Below are 16,324 nucleotides of genomic sequence, written 5' to 3'. Positions count from 1 at the left end.
GTCTCAGGAGTCACTTCGGTGAACGAAGGCCACCGTACGTCGCCGGCCAGTATGCCCGTGACGTCCGACACAACAGACTACGTGGAACAATCGCCGGGTGACCCGCTTCCGACACCCCGCCGCCGCCAGCGTCGCCGCCCTGATCGCCGCGCTCGGCGGCATCCCGCTCGCCGCGCAGGGCGGGTTCTGGCCGCTGGTCCTGGTCGTGCCGGTCGCCGTCGCGATCTGGGCGTGGCGGGCCGGCACCGACGTCAACCCCAACGGGCTGCGCGTGCGCGCTCTGCTGGGCAGCCGCATCGTGCTCTGGCCGGAGGTCAGCGAGCTGCGCGCGGACGGCGACAAGCGCGTGGTCGCGGTGCTCACCGACGGCAGCGCGCTGCCGCTGACGGCCGTACGCCCCGCTGATCTGCCGAAGCTCGTCTCCGCCGCGGGCCAGTCCCTCACCACGGCCTGACCCGCGGGCCCATCGCGGTCCGCACCTTCCCGGGCACCGCAGCGGCGCCCGCAAAGCCGCACTCTCCCCGAAACTGCAGCCGAGCCGCGCCTTGAACCTGCACTTTCCCCGAAACTGCAGCCGAGCCGGGCCCTGGAGGCGCACTTTCCCCGGAACTGCGGCCCGGAGACGGCCCGCACACGGCGGGTCAGTAGCCGTCGTGGACCTGGTTGTCGAGGGGTTCGCCGGTGAGGTAGCGGTCGAGCTGGCGGCGGACGAGGCGGTACGCGCGCGGCAGCAGGCCGCGGACCGAGCCGGCCACGTGCGGCGTGATCAGGACGTTGGGCAGGTCCCACAGCGGGTGCCCGGCGGGCAGCGGCTCGGGGTCCGTCACGTCGAGCGCGGCGCTGATCCGGCCGGAGGTCAGCTCCTTGTTCAGCGCGGCGGTGTCGGCGACCGGGCCGCGCGCGGCGTTGACCAGCAGCGCCCCGTCGGCCATGGCGGCCAGGAAGCCCGCGTCGACCAGGCCGCGGGTCTGCGGCGTCAGCGGCACCAGCAGCACCACGACGTCGGCCTGCGGCAGCAGCCGGGGCAGTTCGTCGACGCCGTGCACGCCGTCGCGCGCGGTGCGGGCGACGTACGCCAGGTCGACCTCGAACGGGGCCAGCCGCGCCGCGACGGCCGCGCCGATGGAGCCCGCGCCGACGATCAGCACCCGCTTGCCGCCCAGCTCGTCGGTCGGCGTGACCTCGGCGTACGCCCACCGGTGCGCGGCCTGCGCGCGGGCGAAGTGGTCGAAGCGGCGCAGCGACGCGAGGATCGCGCCGACCACCCACTCGGCGGTGTGCGAGTCGTGCACGCCGCGCGCGTCGCACAGCGTCACGTGCGACGGCAGGCGGCCCACCCAGGCGTCCGCGCCCGCGGTGATCAGCTGGATCACCTTCAGCGAGGTCATCCGTTCGGCGAGCCCGACGACGTCGCCGCTGCTCAGGAACGGCGGCACCCAGAACTCGACCTCCGCCGGATCCCCGGGCAGCGGGGCGTCGGGCCGGGGCAGCACCGCCAGCTCGACGCCCGCGGGCAGCGGGTCCAGCAGGTCACGTCCGGCCTCATGGGCGATCCACATCCGCACGCCCCCACGCTAGCCGCCGCCGATCTTCGCCGCAGCACCCCGCCGCCATCGCCCAACCGTTAAGAAGGGCACCTTCCTATACATATAGCGATAAGAAGGTGCCCTTCCTTGGGGGTCAGGACCAGTCGTCGATGTCGGGGAGCGGAAGGTGCTCGGACGGCAGGGGGTATGTGCCTTCGCCGACGACCGCCCCGGCGGCGTTCAGCGCCCGCAGGGTGTAGGTGCCGTCGTTGCGCTGCAGCGTGGTGCCGACGCCGCCGACGAGCGTCACCGTGTCGAGCAGCTTGCCGGCCCTGTCCCGGACCTGCACCGTGGTCGCGCTGCGCGGGGCCAGGAGCAGCATCGAGAACCGCTGCTGCGCGTCGGGGCGCGGAGCCTGCGCCACGGACGGGTCGTTGGGGAAGTCCAGCATGACGCCCACGACCAGGTCGGGATCGGTCACGTCGGCGGAGGTGACCATGGACATCCCGCCGCTGTCGGGCACGGTCCAGCTGGACAGCCGCCACCAGCCACCGTCCAGCGGTGAGCCGACGACGCTGTAGGTCAGCAGCTCCGTGCCCGGCGGGCGGCCCATGAACAGCAGCCGTGGCGGCCCTACGGTGTCGAACTCCATCGACGTGCGCAGGTGCTGCGCCGCGACGCCCGCGTCGAACTCGCCGCGCGCCCCGGCGACGCCCGCCTCGATCTCCGCGGCTGAGACGTCGCGCACCCGGTACCCCGTGCCGGGCGCGACCGCCTGGCCGCGGAAGTGGACGGTTCCGTCGCAGGTGACCCGCTGCCACGCCCACGGCTTCCCGATCAGCGCGAAGTCGCCGTCAGGCGCGTCCGCCCAGGTCAGCGGATCGGCCCTGACGTCGGCGACGGCGATGACACATCCGGCGGGGGCGAGCGCGAGCGTGGTCCTGCCCACCCGGTACGCGGCCAGCGGCCGCAATGCGAACCGGTGCACGGTCGGCTCGTCCGGCTCGTACCTCTGGTCGTCGCCGCTGTTCAGCAACTGCGGGCTCGCTCCCCGGGGGGCCGTGGCCACGATGCCCTGCTGGCGCCCGCCGTCCGTGCGCACCGCGAGCACCAGCCGCGTCTCCTCGACATCGCCCGCGAACAGGATCTTCACCTGGCCGCCCCGCACCGCGCCCACGTCGTGCTGCTGGAGCAGCCCGGTGAGCTCGTTCACGAACGCGCTGTCCGCGGCGAGGCCGCCCCGCACCGGCGAGTCGATCAGCCGCCGCAGCCAGGGCGTGAGCGGCTCGCCGTGATCCTCCACCGGGGCCGAGCCGGACGGGCCGCCGAGCACCGGCGGCGCCGCTGCCTGGATGCCGATCGGGCCGAGCAGCGCCGCGACGACCGCGACCACCGCGCCGGTGCTCCAACCCGCCACCGCCGCCCGCCGCGACCTGCGGTGCCGCCGCATCAGGCGGCCGTACGGGTCCTCGCCCGGCACCACCGGTCCGGCCAGCCTGGCCAGCCCTTCGATCAGATCCCGCTCGCTCATGCGATCACCTCCGCGACGTCGCCCGCGCACCGGGGCTCCGGGCGCAGCACCTCCCGCAATCTGGCCAGCCCGCGGCTGGCCTGTGACTTCACCGAACCCACCGAGCAGCCCATCACCGCGGCGGTGTCCGCTTCGGACATGTCTTCCCAGTACCGCAGCACCAGCACCGCCCGCATGCGCACCGGCAGCTTCGCCAGTGCGGTGAGCAGCTCGTCCCGCTCCGCGTACGCGGCGCTCCCGTCTGCTCTCCCCCGTTCCGGCAGCACGCCGGTGAGCAGCTCGCGGGAGCCGATCCGCCGCCACACGCTGGTGCGCTGGTTGACCAGCGCCCGGCGCAGGTACGCCATCGGATCGTCCACCAGGTCCCAGCGCCGGTACGCCTTCAGCAGCGCCGACTGCACGAGATCCTCGGCGGCGTGGGTCGAGCCGGTGAGCAGGTAAGCGGTGCGCAGCAGCTCGCCGTAGCGCAACTGCACGAACTCGCGGAACCCGTCCTCCGCCATACGGCTCCTCCTTCCGTCGCCCTTCCCGACGCGGTTTACGGGGCCCAGGTTGAGAGAATCGAGGCAGTAGTTGAGCACATCCCACGGCGTTAGGCTGGATCGCATGTCCTCGCACCGGGTTCGCACCGGACTGGCCGCCGCGGTCACCGCGCTCGCCTTCACCGCGGCCTGCTCGGCCGAGGGTCCCGAGAGGGTGGCCACGCAGCCGCCACCGCCTCCGTCGGCGCAGCCGTCCGGCTCTCCCGCGCTCACCCCCCGGGTCGCCGATGTGAAGACACTGGTCACCGGGCTGCGCGCGCCGTGGGGCGTGGCGTTCCTGCCCGACGGCTCGGCGCTGGTCACCGAACGCGACAGCCGCCGCGTGGTGAAGGTGTCCGCCGGGCCGAAGCCGAGCGTGACCGAGGTCGGCGTGATCCGCGAGGCCGACTCCAACGGCGAGGGCGGCCTGCTCGGCATCGCGGTGTCGCCGAACTACGCGCAGGACCAGACCGTCTTCCTGTACTACACCGCGCAGGACGACAACCGGGTCGCGCGCTGGAAGCCGGGCGGCCGGCCGGAGCCGATCGTCACCGGCATCCCGATCTCCGGTATCCACAACGGCGGACGGCTCGCCTTCGGGCCCGACGGCTACCTCTACGCCACCACCGGCGACGCGGCCACCCGCGGCAACTCGCAGGACCTGAAGAGCCTCGGCGGGAAGATCCTGCGCATGACGCCGGACGGCAAACCCGCGCCGGGCAACCCGTTCGGCACGCTGGTCTGGTCCTACGGCCACCGCAACGTGCAGGGCATCGCCTGGGACTCCGGCGGTCACCTGTGGGCCACCGAGTTCGGCCAGAACACCTGGGACGAGGTCAACCGCATCGAGCCGGGCAAGAACTACGGCTGGCCCGAGGTCGAGGGCGCGGCGGGCGAGGGCGCGTACGTCGACCCGGTCGCGGCCTGGCCCACCGACGAGGCGTCCTGCTCCGGCGCGGCGATGGCCGGTGACGTGCTGGTCGCGGCCTGCCTGCGCGGCGAGCGGCTGTGGCTGCTGCCCGCGGGCCCGGACGGCGTGCTGCACGGCAAGCCGGTGGCGGCGCTGACCGGCGAGTACGGCCGCCTGCGCGACGCGCACACCGCACCCGACGGCACGGTGTGGGTGCTGACCAGCAACCACGACGGGCGCGGGGACCCGGCCGACTCCGATGATCGGATTCTTGCCATAACCCTCGCTCCCGCGTGACGGCGGGCATGATGGGGCGATGACTCGGTTGGCGCGGTGGGTCCGGCCACCGGCGTGGTCCGGGCGCATTCCGTGGCGGCGTATCGGCGCCGCGACGGGCGTGTTCGCCGTGTCCGTCGCCGGCCTGGCCCTGGGCCTGTACCTGTGCGGCGCCACCGGCGTGGACGTCGGGCCGTTCCGGGCCACCATGGCGGTCACCCCGTCGCTGTACGGCGACACCGAGGTGGTGCTGCCGCCGCTGGGCTCGCTGCAGCTGGACAGCCACGACGGCCCGGCCCGGCTGATGGTGCGCCTGGACGCGCTGGACCGGGCCCGCACCGAGGCCCTGATCACCGACCCTGCGGGCATCACGGCGGCCAGCCGCACCGCCGTCGACGACGTGCGCGCCGGGGTGACCCGGCTCGTGCTGCGCACCACCGCCGTCGCCGTGCTGGCCGCGATGCTGCTGGCCGCGCTGGTGTACCGGCGCATGACCCGGGTCGCCTGGTCCGGCGGGCTGGCGCTGGCGGTGATGATGAGCGCGTTCGGGGCGGCGTTCGGCACGTTCAACCCGGGCGCGCTGCGCGAGCCGCGCTACGAGGGGCTGCTGGCCAACGCGCCGTCGGTGATGGGCAACGCGCAGCGCATCGCCGACCGCTACGACGAGTACGCGGCGCAGCTGCAGAAGCTGGTGAGCAACGTCGGCAACCTGTACGCCACCGTGCAGAACCTGCCCGTCTACTCCCCCGAGGACGACAACCTGCGCGTGCTGCACGTCTCCGACCTGCACCTGAACCCGGCGGCGTGGGGCGTGATCCGGACCGTGGTGGAGAACTTCCACATCGACGTGGTCGTCGACACCGGCGACATCACCGACTGGGGCAGCGAGCCGGAGAAGGCGTTCGTCGCCTCGATCGCGCTGCTGAAGGTGCCGTACGTGTACATCCGCGGCAACCACGACTCTCCGGTCACCGAGGCCGCCGTCGCCGCGCAGCCCAACGCGATCGTGCTGGACAACAAGGTGGTCAACGTCGCCGGGCTGACCATCGCCGGGATCGGCGACCCGCGGTTCACACCCGACAAGGGCCAGGAGCCGGCGGGCGAGGGCCAGTCGAAGGCGACCCTGGAGCGGGTGATCGGCATCGGTGACCGGCTCGCCGACACCATCGGCAGGCAGCCGGGCGACATGGTGGACCTGGCCCTGGTGCACGATCCGACCTCGGCCGGGCCGCTGGCCGGATACGCCCCCGTCGTGCTCGCGGGGCACCTGCACCACCGCGAGGTGCGCAAGCTCGGCGACGACGAGACCATGCTGATGGTGCAGGGTTCGACGGGCGGCGCGGGGCTGCGCGGCCTGGAGGGCGACAAGCCGACCCCGCTGACCATGTCGGTGCTCTACTTCGACGACAACCGCATGCTGATGGCGTACGACGACATCACCGTCGGCGGCACCGGCCTGGCCGAGGTGGCCCTGTCCCGGCACGTGGTCGAGGACCCCTCGACCAGCCCCGCCGCCCAGCCAGGGGCATCGCCCCGCCCCATCCCTACCCGCACACGTTAAGAAGGGCACCTTCCTATACGCATAGCGTGCCGAGCTGCTGCTCGTCTCGCTCCGCGAGCCGACGAAGGTGCCCTTCCTTGCGGTTCAGCTGAGGCGGGCGAGGACCAGTTCGCGGACGGTCTTGGCGTCGGCCTGGCCCTTGGTGGTCTTCATGACCGCGCCGATGATGACGCCGGCGGCGGCGTGGTTGCCGGCGCGGATCTTGTCGGCGACCGCGGGGTTGGCGGCGATGGCCTCGTCGATGGCCGCGGTCAGCGCGCCGGTGTCGGAGACGACCTCCAGGCCGCGGGCGGCCATGATCTGCTCCGGGTCGCCCTCGCCGGCCAGCACGCCCTCCAGCACCTGGCGGGCCAGCTTGTCGGTGAGCTTGCCCGACTCGACCAGGCTCTGCAGCTGCGCGACCTGCGCCGGGGTGGCGCCGACCGACTCCAGCTCGACGCCGTCGGCGTTGGCCTTGCGGGACAGCTCGCCCAGCCACCACTTGCGCGCCGCCTCGGGCGAGGCGCCCGCGGCGACGGTGCGCTCGATCAGCTCGACCGCGCCCGCGTTGAGGATGGACTGCATGTCCAGGTCGGACAGGCTCCACTCGGCCTTCAGCCGGGCCCGGTGCGCCCGGGGCAGCTCCGGCAGGGCGGCCTTGAGCTGCTCCACCCAGGCCGGCTCCGGCGCCAGCGGCACCAGGTCGGGCTCGGGGAAGTAGCGGTAGTCGGTCGCGGTCTCCTTGGAACGGCCGGACGTGGTGTCGCCGGTGTCCTCGTGGAAGTGCCGCGTCTCCTGCGTGATGGTGCCGCCCGCGTCGAGCACGGCGGCCTGGCGCAGCATCTCCGAGCGCACCGAGCGCTCCACGCTGCGCAGCGAGTTCACGTTCTTGGTCTCGGTGCGGGTGCCCCACTCCTCGCCCGGCTTGTTCAGCGAGGTGTTGACGTCGCAGCGCATCGAGCCCTGCTCCATGCGCACGTCCGAGACGCCCAGGGCGCGGATGACGTCGCGCAGCTCGGCGACGTACGCCTTGGCGACCTCGGGGGCGCGCGCGCCGAGGCCCGGCACCGGCTTGGTGACGATCTCGACGAGCGGGATGCCGGCCCGGTTGTAGTCGACCAGCGACTCGGTCGCGCCGTGGATGCGGCCGGTGGCGCCGCCCACGTGCAGCGACTTGCCGGTGTCCTCCTCCAGGTGCACCCGCTCGATGCCGATGCGCACCAGCTCGCCGTCGACCTCGACGTCGAGGTAGCCGTCGGTGCACAGCGGCTCGTCGTACTGGCTGATCTGGAAGTTCTTCGGCATGTCCGGGTAGAAGTAGTTCTTCCGGGCGAAGCGGCACCAGGTGGCGATGCTGCAGTTGAGCGCGAGTCCGATGCGGATCGTCGCCTCGATCGCGGCCCGGTTGGCCACCGGCAGGCTGCCGGGCAGGCCCAGGCAGACCGGGCAGACCTGGGTGTTCGGGTCGGCGCCGAAGACGGTGGGGCAGCCGCAGAACATCTTCGTCTGGGTGCCCAGCTCGACGTGCGTCTCCAGGCCGATGACCGGCTCGTATCGGGAGGTCACCTCGTCGAAGGTGGGCAGCACGTGAGTGCTCATCTCCTCGCTCCAGGCTGCTTGGGTGGGCGCCGCGACGCCGCCGGACAAAACAACCACCAGCCTAGTAGCCCGTCCGGGCGCGCCCACACCGGGTTATCGCGCCCTCACCACCATCGATCATGACCAAACGAGTGGCGTACGTCACAACATGAGCTGATCGAACGATGCCCCATTCATTCATTCGTCGTTGTGCGGCGATCATTTCCGGCCGATCCTGAATGCACCCTGAGAACGCCGCTCGCCCGACCGGTCACCCCTGTCCGACCTGCCGGTTTACGCGCGACGTTCTTCCCCTCATCGATGCACAGGGAGGTGCATGATGGGTTCCGCAACGCTGTCCCGCCTCACCGCCGAGGTCCTCGGCACAGCGGTTCTGGTCTTCTTCGGTGTGGGTGCCCTGCTCGTCGGCGGCGGCCCGCTGCTCGCGGGCGCGGTCGGCCTGATGATCGCCGCGGCCGCCGCCGCGTGGATCTTCGGCGGGCACTTCAACCCCTGGCTCACCCTCGCCGCCGCCGTCCGCGGCAGCATGGACTGGGCGGGCGCGGCCGTGATCATCGTCGCGCAGCTGGTCGGCGGCTTCGCCGGCGGCCTGCTGATGTGGCTCTGCTACGGCGAGAACGGCGTGCAGGGCGGCCTCGGCGCCAACCGGCTCGCCGAGTCGGCGAGCTCCGGCATGGGCCTGGTCGCCGCGATCGTCGCCGAGGCACTGGCCGTGTTCGTGCTGGCCTGCGTCATGTTCGCGGCCGGTGACGGCGAGCGCTCCGGCATCAGCCTGGGCCTGGCGTACGCGGGCGGCACGCTCGCCATCGCCGCGGTCACCAGCGCCTCGCTCAACTTCGCCCGCACCTTCGGCCCCGAGCTGGCGCTCACCCTGGCCGGCGGCCCGGCCGACTGGTCCGACATGTGGGTGTACGCCGTCTCCGGCGCGCTCGGCGCCGTGCTGGCCGGCCTGCTCTACCCGCGGCTGAAGGGAGCCGCCTCCTAGCACCCCTCCCGCCTCCTCAGCGACGGCGAACGGCGCCCCCGCTCCGGGGACGCCGTTCGCCGTTTCAGCTGCTCAGAGTGCGGGCGGGGTGAACGTGCCCACCGTCGACTCGACCGCGGCGGCGATCCGGTACATCCGGTCGTCGGCCATGGTCGGCGCCATCACCTGCAGGCCCACCGGCAGCCCGTCGGACAGGCCGGCCGGCACCGAGATGCCGGGGCCGCCGTACAGGTTCGTCGGGATGGTGTACAGGTCGGCCAGGTACATCTGGTACGGGTCGGCCGTGCGCGCGCCCAGCTCGAACGCGGTGAACGGGGTGGTCGGCGAGACCAGCACGTCTACCTGCTCGAACGCCTGGGTGAAGTCGCGCGTGATGAGCGTGCGCACCTTCTGCGCCTGGCCGTAGTAGGCGTCGTAGTAGCCCGACGACAGCGCGTACGTGCCGATGATGATGCGCCGCTTCACCTCGTCGCCGAAGCCCGCCTCGCGGGTCAGCGACATGACCTCTTCGAGCGAGTTGCGGCCGTCGTCGCCGGTGCGCAGGCCGAACCGGACACCGTCGAAACGGGCCAGGTTCGACGAGCACTCGCTCGGCGCGATCAGGTAGTACGCGGGCAGCGCGTACTGGAAGTGCGGGCAGGACACCTCGACGACCTCGGCGCCCAGCTTGGTCAGCGCCTCCACGGTGTCGCGGAACACCGCCATGACCCCGGGCTCGGCGCCTTCGCCGCTGAACTCCTTGACCAGGCCGACGCGTACGCCGGTCAGGTCGCCGCTCGCGCCCTGGCGGGCCGCGGCCACCACGTCCGGCACCGGCATCGGGATCGACGTCGAGTCGCGCGGGTCGTGCCCGGCGATGACCTCGTGCAGCAGCGCCGCGTCGAGCACGGTGCGCGCGCACGGGCCGGGCGTGTCCAGCGAGGACGAGAAGGCGATCAGGCCGTAGCGGGAGGTGCCGCCGTAGGTCGGCTTCGCGCCGACGGTGCCGGTGACGGCGCCCGGCTGGCGGATCGAGCCGCCGGTGTCGGTGCCGATGGCCAGCGGGGCCTCGTACGCGGCCAGCGACGCGGCCGAGCCGCCGCCCGAGCCGCCCGGGATGCGGGTCAGGTCCCACGGGTTGTACGTCGGGCCGTAGGCCGAGTACTCCGTCGACGAGCCCATGGCGAACTCGTCCATGTTGGTCTTGCCGAGCATGACCATGCCCGCCTCGCGGATCCGGGTCATCACGGTCGCGTCGTACGGCGGCCGCCAGCCCTCCAGGATCTTCGACGCGGCCGTGCTCGGCACGCCCTTGGTCGCGATGACGTCCTTGATCGCGATCGGGACACCGGCCAGCGGGCCGAGCTTCTCCCCCGCCGCGCGCTTCGCGTCGACGGCGCGCGCCGCCTCGACCGCGCCCTCGGTGTCCACGTGCAGGAACGCGTGTACCCGGCCGTCGACCTCGGCGATGCGGTCCAGGTGCGCCCGGGTGACCTCCTCCGCGGAGACCTCGCCGGAGGCGATCTTCTCCCCCAGGGCGGCTGCGGACAGCTTGATCAGATCACTCATCGGGGTCACTCCTCATCCGCAAGGATCTGGGGGACACGGAACCGGTCCTCGGCGGCGTCCGGCGCGCCCGACAGCGCCTCGGCGGTGGTCAGGCCGGGCACGATGACGTCCTCGCGCAGCACGTTGACCAGCGGCACCGAGTGCGACGTCGGCGGGATGTCGTCCGCGGCGACCTCACCGACCCGCGCCACCGACTGCAGGATCACGTCCAGCTGGCCGGCGAAGCGGTCCAGCTCCTGATCCGTGACGGCGAGCCGCGACAGGCGCGCGAGGTGCGCGACCTCCTCGCGGGAGATGGCGGCCATGACTGCCCCCTAGACGTAGCGGCGAACTCGGACAGCACGGAGGATGGCACCCACTCCGCGCCCGTAGCGAGTCTATTTGTCACCCCTGCCGCCTTCCGCAGCGCCCCTGCGCGCCGCGCGCCGCCCCCAAGATCACCCGACTTGCCAGGCACATGGGCGAATGCGCGCCCAAGATACGCCCACCTGCCAGGCAAGTCGGCGGATCTTGAGCGCCGCGCCGCGCCGCGCCGGGCGGGCGGGCGGGGATGCGGGGGCGGGAGGTCAGGAGAGGGCGGGGAGGGTGGTGCGGGAGAGCCAGTCGGCGAGTTCGTCGGGGGGAAGGGGGCGGGCGTAGAACCAGCCCTGGGCGATCTCGCAGCCGGCGGACTGGAGCAGGCGCCAGGCGCGCTCGTCCTCGACGCCCTCGGCGACCACGCGCAGCCCGAGCGCCCCGGCCAGCTCGATGATCGACCGTACGATCACCAGGTCGTCCGGGTCGTCGGCCATGGACAGCACGAACGAGCGGTCGATCTTCACCTCGGACAGCGGCAGCCGCCGCAGGTGCTGCAGGGACGAGTAGCCGGTGCCGAAGTCGTCCAGCGCGATGCCGACCCCGAGCAGCTGCAGCCGGGTCAGCGTGGCGAGCACCCGGTGCGGGTCGGCCATCAGCGCGCTCTCGGTGATCTCCAGCTGGAGGCGGCACGGCTCCAGGCCGTAGCGGCCCAGCAGATCCTCGATCTGCTCGACGATGGCGCCGGTGTGCAGGTCCCGCACGCTGACGTTGACCGCCATGCGGACCTGGAGCCCGGCGGCGTCCCACTTGGCGAGCTGGACCATCGCCTCCTCGATCACCCAGGCGGTGAGCAGGCGCATCACCGAGCTGGGCTCGGCGACCCGGATCAGCTCGTCGGGGCTGACCGGCCCGCGGGTCGGGTGCTGCCAGCGCAGCAGCGCCTCCACGCCGACCACGCCGCCCGTGGCGATCTCGACCTGGGGCTGGTAGAAGAGCCGCAGCCCGCCCTTGTCCGGGCGGCCGAGCATGGCGCGCAGGTCGGCGAGCAGACTGAGCCGCTGCGGCGAGTTGTGGTCGGCGTCGGGGTGGTAGACGGCGATCCCGTCCCCGTTGTGTTTGGCCGTGTACATGGCCACGTCGGCGTGGCGGAGCAGGGTGGCGAAGTCGGTGCCGTGGTCGGGGTACAGCGCGACGCCGATGGAGCCGCTGACGTCGAGCGGCATCCCGTCCAGCACCACGGGGTTGATCAGCACCTGCTCGATCCGCTCGGCCAGCTCACGCGCCTCGTCGGCACCGTCGAGCCGCTTGGCCACCACGGCGAACTCGTCGCCGCCGAGCCGGGCGACCAGGTCGCCCTCGCGCACCACCCGGTCCAGCCGGTCGCCGACCGCGATGAGCAGCCGGTCGCCGACCTCGTGCCCGAGCGAGTCGTTGACGTGCTTGAACCGGTCGAGATCCAGCAGCAGCAGGCCGAACCGGCAGCGCGCGTCGCCCTGCACGGCGCGCTGGGCGTGCCCGGCGACCGCGGCGGACACCTCGCCGATGAGCGCCTTGCGGTTGGCCAGGCCGGTGAGGGTGTCGATGTTGGCGAGGTGGCGCTGCTCGGCGGTGATGATGGACAGCCGGCGCACCGCGAGCAGCGGCAGCACCAGCACCAGGATCAGCTGCGGGGCCACCTCGGTCTGCGCGGCGATGACCGGGCCGAGCATGAGCAGGGCGCCGGTGCTCAGCGCCTCGTTGGCCAGCGGGCCCATGATGATGGGCAGCAGCGAGCCGCCGTCGCGCAGCCAGATCGCCGCCGCGGTGGTCAGGTACTTCACCGCGAACCACGCGGTGGCCGAGGCGACCAGCGCGAGCAGGCCCGGCGCGGCGTCGCCGCTGATCAGGTGCAGCGTGCCGTACGCGATGCCGAACGCCAGCGCGTACTGGCCGAGGTTGAACACGGCCCGCCACAGCGCGTGCCGCAGCCGCAGCGAGGACACCGCCACCGCGAGGCCCTGCACCACCACCGCGGCGGCCAGGCCCGCGTCGATCATGATGGCGAAGGTGAAGCAGATCGACGGGTAGATGGCCGCGGTGTTCCACCGGCCGGGCAGCGTGACGGGCAGCGCGTCCCCGGCGACGGCGAGCACGGTGAGCAGCCAGAAGCCGAGGCTGGCGTGGGCCAGCACGTCAGGCAGGTTGGCGAGGTCACGCACAGTGAACGCCGCCGCCAGCAGCGTGACGGCGATGACGAACGCGCCGAACGGCCGCCGCCGCTCCGCGGGCACCCGATTGCGATGTGCCTGCAGTGCATGGGGTGTGGCCGCCATGGACACCTTCCCGAGGCCGTTGGACGCGCGACCGCGCCGCCCATATCGCGGCTGGTCACTTCACTCTAAGCCCGAAAACGCCCGAGACCACTCTCCGCGTTGGCGTGTGACGAAGATGTGATTGTTTGACCTTTTCTACGGTCACGCATCGTAAGACCCATGCAACTACGCGTATATAACTCTGTGCGTCCTCACTGGAGCACCACGCGGATCGCGGTGTTGCGGTAACCGGCGCGCGCGAACGCCGCCGCCATCGGCCGGTTGCCCAGATCGGTGTCCGCGCCGATCTCCTCGGCGCCCTCCGCCACCAGCATCGCCGTCGTCTCGGCCAGCAGGTCGTCCACGTAGCCGTGACCGCGCTGCGCCGGCACCACCGCGATGTAGCCGACCACGGCCCGCGCCGGGTTGCGGGCCGGCACGATGAGGCCGACCTGCGCGCCCTCCGGCGTGTACGCCGCGCGCCACCACTCTCGCGGGGACGGCATGCCGGCCAGCTCCTCGATCATGAGGCGCGCCGCCTCGTCGAGGCCGTGCCGGGCCACGTCCCGGCCGGTGTACCCGTCCAGCGAGCCCTGCGCCGCGGCCCGGCAGATCGCCGTCGCCTCGGCGTCGTCCACCTCGCGGAACACCAGCCTCGTGGAGCGCTCCGGCACCCCGTCGGCCAGTGCCCAGGTGTAGTTGAAGCGCTCGATGAACGGCACGTATCCGGCGGCGGCCGCCGCGGCCAGCCGGTCCTCGGTGGCCTCGCGTACGCCGTCCAGCTCGCGCCAGCCCGGGGGCAGGAAGACGTGGTATTCGGGGCGGGCGCCCTCGGCCGTACGCAGCTCGCGCAGCGCCGCCGTCAGCAGCGCCGCCCCGATCTCCAGCCGGTCCGGCTCCTGCCCCAGCTCGAACCAGTCCAGGCTGAACGGGTGGTCCTCGCCCGGCATACCCCAGAACGCGCAGCGGGCGACGGTCCGCCCACCGCGCCGGGCCACCCAGCTCCACTCGGGACGGTAGTAACCGTCCGCGAGCGTCTCCGTCCACGACCGGCGGGACTCCAGCCCCACCCCCGGCGTCGGGGGGTGGGGGTAGTCCAGGAACAGGTCCTCCTCGCCGGAGCGCAGCGGGCGGATGTCGAGATCGTTCGCAAAAGTCGTCATCGCTGACGACCCTAGATCATCTGTCTAGGCGTTTTCCCGCCGCGCGTCGGAGTACGCCTTCGCGGCCTCCGGGCCCTCCTCCAGCAGCACGGCGAAGCCCGGCTCGTCGAGCGTGGGCACGCCCAGCGACAGCGCCTTGTCCAGCTTGGACCCGGCGCTCTCGCCGACCACCACGAACGCGGTCTTCTTCGACACCGAGCCGGAGACCTTCGCGCCGAGCGCGGTGAGCCGCTCCCCCGCCTCGTCCCGGGTGAAGCCCTCCAGCGTGCCGGTGACCACGACGGTCAGGCCGTCCAGCGGCTTCGGGCCGGTGTCGGCGACGGGCTCCTGGTCCATGCGCACACCCGCGGCCCGCCACTTCTCGACCACCTCGCGGTGCCAGTCCTCGGCGAACCACTCGCGCACCGCCTCGGCGATGGTGCCGCCGACGTCCTCGACCACCGACATCTGCTCTACCGAGGCGGTCCCGATCTTCTCGATGTCGTTGAAGTGGTCGGCCAGCGCCCGCGCCGCGGTGGGGCCGACGTGCCGGATGGACAGCGAGGTGATCACCCGCCACAGCTGCTGCTGCTTGGCCTTCTCCAGGTTGGCCAGCAGCTTGCCCGCGTTGGTGGACAGCGTGCCGTCCTTCTTCAGGAAGAACGCCGCCTTGCCCAGCTGCGCCTCGTCGAGGGTGAACAGGTCGCCCTCGTTGGTCACCACGCCGCTCTCGACCAGCGCGATGGCGGCCTTCTCGCCCATGCCCTCGATGTCGAGGCCGTCCCGGCCGCCCAGGTAGATGATGCGCTCGATCACCTGCTTGCGGCAGTGGCGCGCGTTGGGGCAGCGCAGGTCGACGTCGGCCTCCTTGGACGGGGCCAGCTTCGTGCCACAGGACGGGCAGGTCTCCGGCATGGTCCACGCGGTCTGGGTGCCGTCGCGCAGCGCCTCCACCGGGCCCAGCACCTCGGGGATCACGTCGCCCGCGCGCCGGATCACCACGGTGTCGCCGATCAGCACGCCCTTGCGGGCCACCTCCTGCTGGTTGTGCAGGGTCGCGCTGGTGACCGTCACGCCGCCCACGAACACCGGCTCCAGTACCGCGTACGGGGTCACGCGGCCGGTGCGGCCCACGTTCACCTCGATGCCGAGCAGCTTGGTGTTGACCTCCTCGGGCGGGTACTTGAAGGCGATGGCCCAGCGAGGCGCGCGGCTCGTGCTGCCGAGCTTCTGCTGCTCGGCCACGTCGTCGACCTTGACCACGACGCCGTCGATGTCGTGCTCCAGATCGTGCCGGTGCGCCTGGTACTCGGCGATGTACGCCTTCACCTCGTCCAGCGACCCGACCACCTGCCAGCGCGGGCTGGTCGGCAGGCCCCATGCCTTGAGCTGGGCGTACGCGTCGGACTGGCTGACCGGCTCGAACCCGGTGCGCGCCCCGATGCCGTGCACGATCAGCTCCAGCGCGCGCCGCGCGGTGATCGACGGGTCTTTCTGCCGCAGCGAGCCCGAGGCGGCGTTGCGCGGGTTCACGTACGTCCGCTCGCCCGCCTCGACCTGGGCGGCGTTGAGGTCGGCGAACGCCTGCGCCGGGAAGTAGATCTCGCCGCGGATCTCCACCAGATCCGGCGGGTTGTCCCCGGCGAGCCGGTGCGGGATGCCCTTGATGCGGCGCACGTTGGCGGTGACGTCCTCGCCTGTGCGGCCGTCGCCGCGGGTCGCGCCCCGGGTCAGCCGGCCCTTCTCGTAGGTCAGGTTGACCGCGAGGCCGTCGATCTTCAGCTCGCACAGGTAGCGCACCGGCGCACCCGCGTCCCGCTCCACCCTGGTCGCCCAGGCCGCGAGCTGGTCGTCGTTGAACGCGTTGTCGAGGCTGAGCATGCGCTCGGCGTGGTCCACGGCGGCGAACCCGGCCCACTCGCCCGCGCCGACCCGCTGCGTCGGCGAGTCCTGCGAGACCAGCTCGGGATACGCCTGCTCCAGCGCCTCCAGCTCGTGCATCAGCTCGTCGTACGCGGCGTCGGACAGCGTCGGCGCGTCGTCCACGTAGTAGCGGTGCTGCGCGTCGTTGATCCGGGCCACTAGCTCGGCATACCGCGTCCGGACCTCGTCCGTTACCTCACTGGTCACCCGTGCACGGTAACCGGAACCCCCGACA

At 72.4% G+C, this 16,324-nt stretch carries 13 protein-coding genes; 4 read left to right on the top strand and 9 right to left on the bottom strand.

The annotated features are described in order from the left end of the window. The first annotated feature begins 97 nt into the window (after positions 1-97). Complete coding sequence (locus Cba03nite_RS25305; RefSeq protein ID WP_203750993.1) at positions 98-454, top strand: PH domain-containing protein; 357 nt, start codon at positions 98-100, stop codon at positions 452-454. 187 nt (positions 455-641) lie between these two features. On the opposite strand, the gene Cba03nite_RS25300 is transcribed toward Cba03nite_RS25305, so the two are convergent. The 3 genes from Cba03nite_RS25300 to Cba03nite_RS25290 form a co-directional block, all read right to left on the bottom strand. Further along, positions 642-1,565 carry a 2-hydroxyacid dehydrogenase gene (locus tag Cba03nite_RS25300; protein WP_203750989.1) on the bottom strand — a complete coding sequence of 308 codons (924 nt, stop codon included), beginning with the start codon at positions 1,563-1,565 and terminating at the stop codon, positions 642-644. Positions 1,566-1,680: 115 nt separating this feature from the next. Next, entirely contained in the window at positions 1,681-3,057 is a 1,377-nt protein-coding gene (locus Cba03nite_RS25295; RefSeq protein ID WP_203750986.1) for a hypothetical protein, read from the bottom strand. Next, entirely contained in the window at positions 3,054-3,560 is a 507-nt protein-coding gene (locus Cba03nite_RS25290) for a SigE family RNA polymerase sigma factor (protein ID WP_203750983.1), read from the bottom strand. The genes Cba03nite_RS25295 and Cba03nite_RS25290 overlap by 4 nt, the downstream gene beginning before the upstream one ends. A gap of 103 nt (positions 3,561-3,663) precedes the next feature. Here Cba03nite_RS25290 and Cba03nite_RS25285 point away from each other — a divergent pair, with 103 nt between their 5' ends. Beyond that, entirely contained in the window at positions 3,664-4,785 is a 1,122-nt protein-coding gene (locus tag Cba03nite_RS25285; RefSeq protein WP_203750980.1) for a PQQ-dependent sugar dehydrogenase, read from the top strand. 19 nt (positions 4,786-4,804) lie between these two features. Further along, the gene (locus Cba03nite_RS25280) at positions 4,805-6,325 is read left to right on the top strand and encodes a metallophosphoesterase family protein (protein WP_203750977.1); all 1,521 of its coding nucleotides are present in this window, start codon (positions 4,805-4,807) and stop codon (positions 6,323-6,325) included. Positions 6,326-6,409: 84 nt separating this feature from the next. On the opposite strand, the gene gatB is transcribed toward Cba03nite_RS25280, so the two are convergent. Further along, the gene (gatB, locus tag Cba03nite_RS25275) at positions 6,410-7,903 is read right to left on the bottom strand and encodes an Asp-tRNA(Asn)/Glu-tRNA(Gln) amidotransferase subunit GatB (RefSeq protein ID WP_203750975.1); all 1,494 of its coding nucleotides are present in this window, start codon (positions 7,901-7,903) and stop codon (positions 6,410-6,412) included. Positions 7,904-8,222: 319 nt separating this feature from the next. On the opposite strand from gatB, the gene Cba03nite_RS25270 reads away from it, so the two are divergent. Continuing rightward, positions 8,223-8,888 carry an MIP/aquaporin family protein gene (locus tag Cba03nite_RS25270; RefSeq protein ID WP_203750973.1) on the top strand — a complete coding sequence of 222 codons (666 nt, stop codon included), beginning with the start codon at positions 8,223-8,225 and terminating at the stop codon, positions 8,886-8,888. Between the two features lie 72 nt (positions 8,889-8,960). On the opposite strand, the gene gatA is transcribed toward Cba03nite_RS25270, so the two are convergent. The 5 genes from gatA to ligA form a co-directional block, all read right to left on the bottom strand. Then, positions 8,961-10,436, bottom strand: coding sequence for an Asp-tRNA(Asn)/Glu-tRNA(Gln) amidotransferase subunit GatA (gene gatA / locus Cba03nite_RS25265; RefSeq protein WP_203750971.1), 1,476 nt, complete (start codon positions 10,434-10,436; stop codon positions 8,961-8,963). Between the two features lie 5 nt (positions 10,437-10,441). After that, the gene (gene gatC / locus Cba03nite_RS25260; RefSeq protein ID WP_203750969.1) at positions 10,442-10,741 is read right to left on the bottom strand and encodes an Asp-tRNA(Asn)/Glu-tRNA(Gln) amidotransferase subunit GatC; all 300 of its coding nucleotides are present in this window, start codon (positions 10,739-10,741) and stop codon (positions 10,442-10,444) included. Between the two features lie 261 nt (positions 10,742-11,002). Further along, the gene (locus Cba03nite_RS25255; protein WP_203750967.1) at positions 11,003-13,045 is read right to left on the bottom strand and encodes a putative bifunctional diguanylate cyclase/phosphodiesterase; all 2,043 of its coding nucleotides are present in this window, start codon (positions 13,043-13,045) and stop codon (positions 11,003-11,005) included. 191 nt (positions 13,046-13,236) lie between these two features. Beyond that, positions 13,237-14,187, bottom strand: coding sequence for a GNAT family N-acetyltransferase (locus Cba03nite_RS25250; RefSeq protein ID WP_203750964.1), 951 nt, complete (start codon positions 14,185-14,187; stop codon positions 13,237-13,239). A gap of 24 nt (positions 14,188-14,211) precedes the next feature. Next, positions 14,212-16,296, bottom strand: coding sequence for an NAD-dependent DNA ligase LigA (gene ligA / locus Cba03nite_RS25245; RefSeq protein WP_203750961.1), 2,085 nt, complete (start codon positions 16,294-16,296; stop codon positions 14,212-14,214). Positions 16,297-16,324 lie beyond the last annotated feature (28 nt).

The organism is Catellatospora bangladeshensis, from assembly GCF_016862575.1.
GTDB lineage: Bacteria > Actinomycetota > Actinomycetes > Mycobacteriales > Micromonosporaceae > Catellatospora > Catellatospora bangladeshensis.
This window is presented reverse-complemented; position numbering and strand designations above follow the sequence as displayed.